The sequence below is a fragment of the Kumtagia ephedrae genome (genome assembly GCF_003012745.1).
In the GTDB taxonomy this organism is placed as follows: Bacteria; Pseudomonadota; Alphaproteobacteria; order Rhizobiales; family Rhizobiaceae; genus Kumtagia; species Kumtagia ephedrae.
On the sequence record NZ_PXYK01000101.1, the window covers coordinates 1 to 255 of the forward strand.

Below are 255 nucleotides of genomic sequence, written 5' to 3' on the forward strand. Positions count from 1 at the left end.
AGCTCTGGCGGAAGGCGTCGAAGCGCCGCTGCTGCTCGGCCGGCGTGGCAGCCGGCGGGTTCAGCGTGTCGGCCTTCAGCGTGCCGTGCATGCGTTCGTGGCGGCCGTTCTCCTGCGGACTGGCCGGTGTGATGAACTCCAGGGCGATGCCGAGCTTCAGCCACTTCACCGACAGCCCCGTCAGGCCGCCCGCGCCGGTCGAACCCCAGGGCGAGCCGTTGTCCAGGCGCAAGCGGTCCGGCAGGCCGAACGTCT

The 255-nt window shown here is 71.4% G+C and carries 1 protein-coding gene; it reads right to left on the reverse strand.

Annotated elements, in window-relative coordinates:
* Positions 1-255, reverse strand: a 255-nt coding sequence (locus C7I84_RS29455) for an integrase core domain-containing protein (RefSeq protein ID WP_133170195.1), incomplete at both ends; no start/stop codon positions are given.